This window comes from Pseudonocardia lacus (assembly GCF_018531445.1).
Classification (GTDB): Bacteria; Actinomycetota; Actinomycetes; order Mycobacteriales; family Pseudonocardiaceae; genus Pseudonocardia; species Pseudonocardia lacus.
Genome location: NZ_JAHDTH010000317.1, coordinates 1 through 5,862 on the forward strand (window position 1 = coordinate 1; position 5,862 = coordinate 5,862).

A 5,862-nucleotide genomic window follows, 5' to 3' on the forward strand; every position below is an offset into this window, starting at 1 on the left:
CGGCCGGCAGCTCGCGCTGCCCGGCGGGGAGGTCCTGGCCGCCGGCAGCGGCACCGGCGTGGCCGCGGCCGTGCGGGTCGTCGCCGCCGCGGACGACCCCGGTCCGGCCGCCGCCGACGTGCTGGCCGAGCTGGTCGGTCGGCGCTACTGGCCCCGGTGAGAGCGCCGTCACCCGCTGGTGGCCGGCGCCTCGGTTGCGGTTGACGCAGCGTCAACTCCTACCGTCGTCGGCATGCGCTGGTCGACCGCCGAAGTGGCCCGGATGTCCCGGGTCAGCTCCCGCACGCTGCGGCACTACGACCACGTCGGGCTGCTGCGCCCGGCCCGCACCGGGAACGGGGGCATCCGCTACTACGAGCGCCCGCAGCTGCGGCGCCTGCAGCACATCCTCGTGCTGCGCGAGCTCGGGCTCGGGCTCGACGACATCGGCTCGGTGCTCAGCGGGCGGACCGACGAGCTGGCCGCGCTGCGCCGCCACCACGCCCGGCTGCTCGACGAGGCCGACCGGCTGCGCACCCTGGCCGCCACCGTGGCCAGGACCATCCGCGAGAGCGAGGACGGAGGGCCGGAGATGGCCGCCGAGGAGCTGTTCCGGGGGTTCCGCGAGGACCCCCACGCCGAGGAGGCGCGCGAGCGCTACGGGGAGGACGCGGTGCGGGCCCAGCAGCGGGTCGCGGGCTGGAGCGACGACCGGGCCCGCGGGGTGTTCGCCGACGGCGAGGCGATCAACCGCGAGATCGCCGCGGCGATGGCCGCCGGCAGCCCGGTGGACGACCCCGCGGTGCAGGAGGCCGTCGCCCGCCACTACGCCTGGATCTGCCACTTCTGGACGCCGGACCGGGAGGCCTACACCGGGCTGGGCCGGCTCTACGTCGACGACGAGCGGTTCACCGCGACCATCGACCGGGCGGGCGCCGGGCTGTCGGCCTACCTGCGCGACGCGATGGCCGTCTACGCCGAGGCCAACCTGTCCTGAGCGGCGTCCAGGACCGGGCCGGGCACGAGGACGTCGGCCCGGTCCCGGGTGCGCTCGACCGCGTCGGCGTTGGGGACGTCGACCGCCCGCACCCACGCCGCGGCGGCCTCGGGCGCCTTGCCGAACTCGACGTGGCGGGCCACCAGCCGGCTCGTCCGCACGTCGGGGTCGGGGGCGCAGAACCACACCTCGTCCAGCTCGGCGCGCACCCGCGGCCAGAGCCCGTCGGGGAGCAGGAGGTAGTTGCCCTCGGTGAGCACGAGCCGCGCAGTGGGCGCGACCGCGATCGCGCCCGCCAGCGGCTGCTCCAGGTCGCGCTCGAACGCCGGGGCGTAGACGACGCCCTCGGCCGGGTCGCGCAGCCTGCGCAGCAGCGCGAGGTAGCCGCCCGCGTCGAAGGTGTCGGGGGCGCCCTTGGCGGCGAGGCGGCCGAGCCTGCGCAGCGCGACGTCGGCGAGGTGGAAGCCGTCCATCGGCACGTGCCCGACGGCCTCCGGGCCGAGCGCGTCGAGCAGGGCGGCGGCCAGCGTCGACTTGCCCGCGCCGGGGCTGCCGGTGATGCCCAGCACCGTGCGGGCCGGCCGTCGGGCCAGCGCGGCGGCCCGCTCGACCAGTTCCGCGAACGACCCGGCCAGCACCGGCGCACCCGTCCCCACCCCGGCAGTCCTAGCCGATCACCGTCCGCGGCGGAAGTGTTGTGCCGGGGTTGTGGGATCCTCGTGGCGTGCCCGGCCCGGCGGAGCAGGAGTACGTGCTCGGGCGCCCGCACCGGGCGCTCGCCGGGCTCGTGCTGCGCTACCAGGGCTACCGCGAGCACAGCGGCACCCCGCTGCGCCGCCGCCAGCCGCCGGCCGGCAGCTGCACGCTGATCCTGGGCCTCGGCCCGCCGTTGCGGCTGTTCGGGCCGGCCGGACCGACGGCGCCGGCGTCGTTCCTGGCCGGGATGCACGACGCCGCGGTGATCACGGAGTTCACCGGTGCGCAGCACGGCCTGCAGGTCGACCTCACCCCGCTGGGCACCTACACGCTGCTCGGGCGGCCGATGCCGGAGCTGACCAACCGGGTCCCCGACCTGACCGAGCTGGACGTGCCCTGGCTGGCCGGGCTGCCCGCGCGGCTGGCCGACGAGCCGGACTGGCCGGCCCGCTTCGCCCGGCTCGACGCCGCGCTGCTCGCGGTCCTCGACGCCGCCCGCCGCCACCCCGACCCCGAGGTGGGCTGGGCGTGGCGCGAGCTGGAGCGCACCGCGGGCGGGATCGGCGTCGCCCGGCTCGCCGAGGGGACGGGGTGGAGCCGGCGACACCTGCTGACCCGCTTCCGCGACCAGGTGGGCCTGGCGCCCAAGGCCGCCGGACGGGTGCTGCGCTTCGAGCGCGCCACCCGGCTGCTGGTCTCCGGGTCCGCGGCCACGATCGCCGACGTGGCCGCCACCTGCGGCTACGCCGACCACGCCCACCTGGACCGGGAGTTCCGGGCGCTGGCCGGCTGCACGCCCACGACGTTCCTCGGCGAGCTCGGCTGACTGTGCGAGTCGCGGGTTCCCATTCGTTCAAGCCCCGTAGGGCGCCCCGGTCCTAGCGTCGCGCCATGAGCATCCACCCGACCCTGCGCTACGACGATCCCCGCGCCGCCATCGCGTTCCTGACCGATGCGCTCGGCTTCACCGCCGAGTTCGTGTCCACGGCCGACGACGGCACCGTCGGGCACGCCGAGCTGAGCTTCCGCGGCGGCCCGGGCGACGAGCCCGGCGTGCTGATGCTGGGGCCACGCCGGCGCCCCGCCGACCCCTTCGACACCGGCCGCGCCGTCATCTACCTCGCCGCCGACGACCCCGACGAACGCCACCGCAGGGCCGTCGCCGCCGGCGCGTCCGTCGTGCAGGAGCTGGTCGACCAGCCCTACGGCTCGCGGGAGTTCGCCGTCGCCGACCCGGAGGGCAACATCTGGTCGGTGGGCACCTACCGCCCGGCGGTGAAGCCGTGACCGCGCTGCGGGGCGAGGCCGACCGGGCCGCGCTCTCGACGATGCTGTGGGGGTTCTTCCCGGCCCAGGTGGTCCGGACCCTCGCCGCGCTCGGCGTGCCCGACGCGCTCGGCGAGCGCCCGCAGGGCACGCCCGGGCTGGCCGGGCGCATCGGCGCCGACCCGGGCGCGCTCGGTCGGCTGCTGCGCGCCGCCGCCGGGCTGGGCCTGCTCGACCACGATCCGGCCGGCGCCTGGTCGCTGACCGCCACCGGCGAGCTGCTGCGCACCGGCGTGCCCGGCGCGGTGGGCAACCTCGCCCAGCTGTTCTGCGGCGACCCGGTGTGGCGGTCGTGGGGGATGCTGGAGTGGAGCGTGCGCACCGGCCGCACCGCCTTCGAGGAGGTCACCGGGCGCAGCGCGTTCGAGCACATGGCCGCCGACCCGGCGATGCTGGCCGTGTTCACCGAGGCGATGGCCGAGGGCACCCGCGCGGCCGCGCCCGGTGCGGTGGCCTCCTGCGACCTCGACGGCGTCGACACGCTGGTCGACGTCGGCGGCGGCAACGGCACCCTGCTGGCCGCGTTCCTCGCCGCCCGTCCCGGCCTGCGCGGCGTCCTGTTCGACACGCCCTCGGGCGTGCTGGGGGCGTCCGACGTCCTCGACCCGGCGCGCGCCGAGGTCGTCGTCGGTGACATGTTCGACTCCGTGCCCCGGGGGGATGCGCACGTGGTCAAGAGCGTGGTGCACGACTGGTCCGACGAGCGCTCGGTCGCGCTGCTCACCCGCGTGCGCGAGGCGATGCCGGCGCACGGGCGGCTGTTCCTGGTCGAACCCGTGCTGGCCGAGGACCGCGAGGGCTGGGCCGGGCAGTTCGGGATGCTGATGAGCGACCTGAACATGCTGGTGGCGGTGGGCGGGCGGGAGCGCACCCTGGCCGAGTTCGGCGCCCTGCTCGACGCGGCCGGCCTGCGGCTCACCGACGTCGTGCGGTTCCCGCCGCCCACCGGCTACTCCGCGCTGCGGGCGGTGCCGGCATGAGCCCACCCGACCCGCTGCCCCGGCTGCGCGCGCTGTGCACGGCCCTGCCCGAGGTCACCGAGAAGCTCAGCCACGGCGAGCCGACCTGGTTCGTGCGCAAGGCGTTCGTCACCTACGCCGACCACCACCACGACGACGTGCTCGCGTTCTGGTGCGCGGCCCCGCCCGGGGCGCAGGAGGCGTTGGTCGGCGCGCGGCCCGACCGGTTCTTCCGGCCCCCGTACGTGGGCCACCGCGGCTGGCTCGGCGTCCGCCTGGACGTCGCCGACCCGGACTGGGACGAGATCGCCGAGATCGTCGCCGACGCCTACCGCCAGGTCGCCCCGAAGAAGCTCGTCGCCCTGCTGGACCAGTAGCCCCCTCCTCCCGCCGTGCCGGGTACTACCGTGCCTGCGATGACCTCCGCCGTGCTGCCGACGGTCGCGGTGCCGGGCGGGCGCGTCGAGTACGACGACGTCCCCGGCGACCCGACCCGTCCCCCGCTGCTGTTCCTGCACGAGGGCCTGGGCTCGGTGGGGCTGTGGCGGGGCTTCCACCGCACCGTGGCCGCGGCCACCGGGTGCCGCGCGGTGGCCTACTCGCGGCAGGGCCACGGATTCTCCGACCCGCCCCGGGCCCCGCGCACCGCCCGGTTCATGCACGAGGAGGCCTCCGCCGTCGTGCCCGCGCTGTGCGCGGAGCTGGCCCTGCGCCGGCCCGTGCTCGTCGGGCACAGCGACGGCGGGTCCATCGCGCTGCTGCACGCCGCCGGGCCGGCCGACCTCGCCGGGCTGGTCGTGCTGGCCCCGCACGTGTTCGTCGAGCCGATCGGGCTGGAGGGCGTGGCGGCGGCCCGGACCGCGTTCGTCGACGGCGACCTGCGCGCCCGGATGGCCCGCCACCACCGCGACCCGGACGTCACCTTCGCCGGTTGGAACGACGTGTGGATGTCCGCGGAGTTCCGGGACTGGGACCTGCGCCCCGAGCTGGCCGGGATCGACTGCCCGGTGCTCGGCGTGCAGGGCACCGCCGACCCCTACGGGACGGTGGCGCACGTGGAGGCGGTGCGCGACCTGGCCGCCGGTCCCGTGGAGCTGCTGGTGCTCGACTGCGGGCACGCGCCGCACCTGGAACGGCCCGAGCCGACCACCGATGCCGTCGTCCGGAGCATCGCGGCCTGGACGGGGGCAGGATTGGGCCCATGAGCGATTCCCCCGAGGTCGTCGACAACCCCGACGCCGCGCAGTTCGAGATCCGCGTGGACGGCGAGCGCGCCGGGCTGGCGGCCTACCGGCTGCACCCCGACCGGATCGTGTTCCTGCACACCGAGATCGACGACGCGTACGAGGGCAAGGGCCTGGGCGGCGTGCTGGTCCGGGCCGCGCTGGACAGCGCCCGCGAGCGCGGCCTGCGGGTCGTGCCGTCGTGCCCGTTCGTCCGCGGCTGGATCGAGCGCCACCCCGGCTACGCCGACCTGGTCCGCTGACCGCTCCGCCGGCGAACGGCCCCCGGGTCCCGGAGAACGTCGGGGGCGGTTCGTAGGCTGGCCGGGTGCTCGCCGTCCACGCCCTCTGGTCCCCCGGTCGCGGAGTGGTGCTGTGGGCCGAGGACGGCGACCGTCCCGCCACCGGCGGCGGGCGCGCCCTGCGCACGGCCCGCCCGCACCCGTTCGCCGCCCCGCCGGCCGCGCTCGCGGCCCTGCACCCTGGCAAGCCGACCACCCTGACGCTGCTGCTGCCCTCGCGCGCCGGCGGTCCGCTGTCCTCCCCCGAGCTCGTGCGCGCCACCTCGCCCGCGCCGGCGCGCTCGGCGCCCGCGCTGCGCCCGTGGACGGTGCCGGGCCTGGTCGTCGACGCCACCGAGCTGGACGACCCGGCCCACGAGGCCCGCTACGGCGCCACGGTC

At 76.9% G+C, this 5,862-nt stretch carries 8 protein-coding genes and 1 pseudogene; 8 read left to right on the forward strand and 1 reads right to left on the reverse strand.

Annotated features, from left to right (window positions below; all coding sequences use genetic code 11):
• The first annotated feature begins 232 nt into the window (after nucleotides 1–232).
• Nucleotides 233–976: a MerR family transcriptional regulator gene (locus KIK08_RS36655; protein ID WP_214407913.1), complete on the forward strand. Its 744-nt coding sequence runs from the start codon at nucleotides 233–235 to the stop codon at nucleotides 974–976.
• Here the strand turns inward: KIK08_RS36655 and KIK08_RS36660 are convergent.
• Nucleotides 952–1,632, reverse strand: a complete 681-nt coding sequence (locus KIK08_RS36660; protein ID WP_308258123.1) for a nucleoside/nucleotide kinase family protein — start codon at nucleotides 1,630–1,632, stop codon at nucleotides 952–954. The genes KIK08_RS36655 and KIK08_RS36660 overlap by 25 nt on opposite strands.
• A gap of 68 nt (nucleotides 1,633–1,700) precedes the next feature.
• On the opposite strand from KIK08_RS36660, the gene KIK08_RS42105 reads away from it, so the two are divergent.
• The 7 genes and pseudogenes from KIK08_RS42105 to KIK08_RS36695 all read left to right on the forward strand — a co-directional run.
• On the forward strand, nucleotides 1,701–2,498 hold the full coding sequence (locus KIK08_RS42105) for a helix-turn-helix domain-containing protein (RefSeq protein ID WP_214407914.1): 798 nt from the start codon (nucleotides 1,701–1,703) through the stop codon (nucleotides 2,496–2,498).
• Nucleotides 2,499–2,563: 65 nt separating this feature from the next.
• Nucleotides 2,564–2,959 carry a VOC family protein gene (locus KIK08_RS36670; protein ID WP_214407915.1) on the forward strand — a complete coding sequence of 132 codons (396 nt, stop codon included), beginning with the start codon at nucleotides 2,564–2,566 and terminating at the stop codon, nucleotides 2,957–2,959.
• Nucleotides 2,956–3,978 carry a methyltransferase gene (locus KIK08_RS36675; protein WP_214407916.1) on the forward strand — a complete coding sequence of 341 codons (1,023 nt, stop codon included), beginning with the start codon at nucleotides 2,956–2,958 and terminating at the stop codon, nucleotides 3,976–3,978. The genes KIK08_RS36670 and KIK08_RS36675 overlap by 4 nt, the downstream gene beginning before the upstream one ends.
• Nucleotides 3,975–4,334: an MmcQ/YjbR family DNA-binding protein gene (locus KIK08_RS36680; RefSeq protein WP_214407917.1), complete on the forward strand. Its 360-nt coding sequence runs from the start codon at nucleotides 3,975–3,977 to the stop codon at nucleotides 4,332–4,334. The genes KIK08_RS36675 and KIK08_RS36680 overlap by 4 nt, the downstream gene beginning before the upstream one ends.
• A gap of 39 nt (nucleotides 4,335–4,373) precedes the next feature.
• On the forward strand, nucleotides 4,374–5,162 hold the full coding sequence (locus KIK08_RS36685) for an alpha/beta fold hydrolase (RefSeq protein WP_214407918.1): 789 nt from the start codon (nucleotides 4,374–4,376) through the stop codon (nucleotides 5,160–5,162).
• The gene (locus KIK08_RS36690; protein ID WP_214407919.1) at nucleotides 5,159–5,443 is read left to right on the forward strand and encodes a GNAT family N-acetyltransferase; all 285 of its coding nucleotides are present in this window, start codon (nucleotides 5,159–5,161) and stop codon (nucleotides 5,441–5,443) included. Before KIK08_RS36685 ends, KIK08_RS36690 begins: the two co-directional genes overlap by 4 nt.
• Before the next feature lie 65 nt (nucleotides 5,444–5,508).
• Nucleotides 5,509–5,862, forward strand: a pseudogene (locus KIK08_RS36695) (ATP-dependent helicase); the annotation flags it as partial.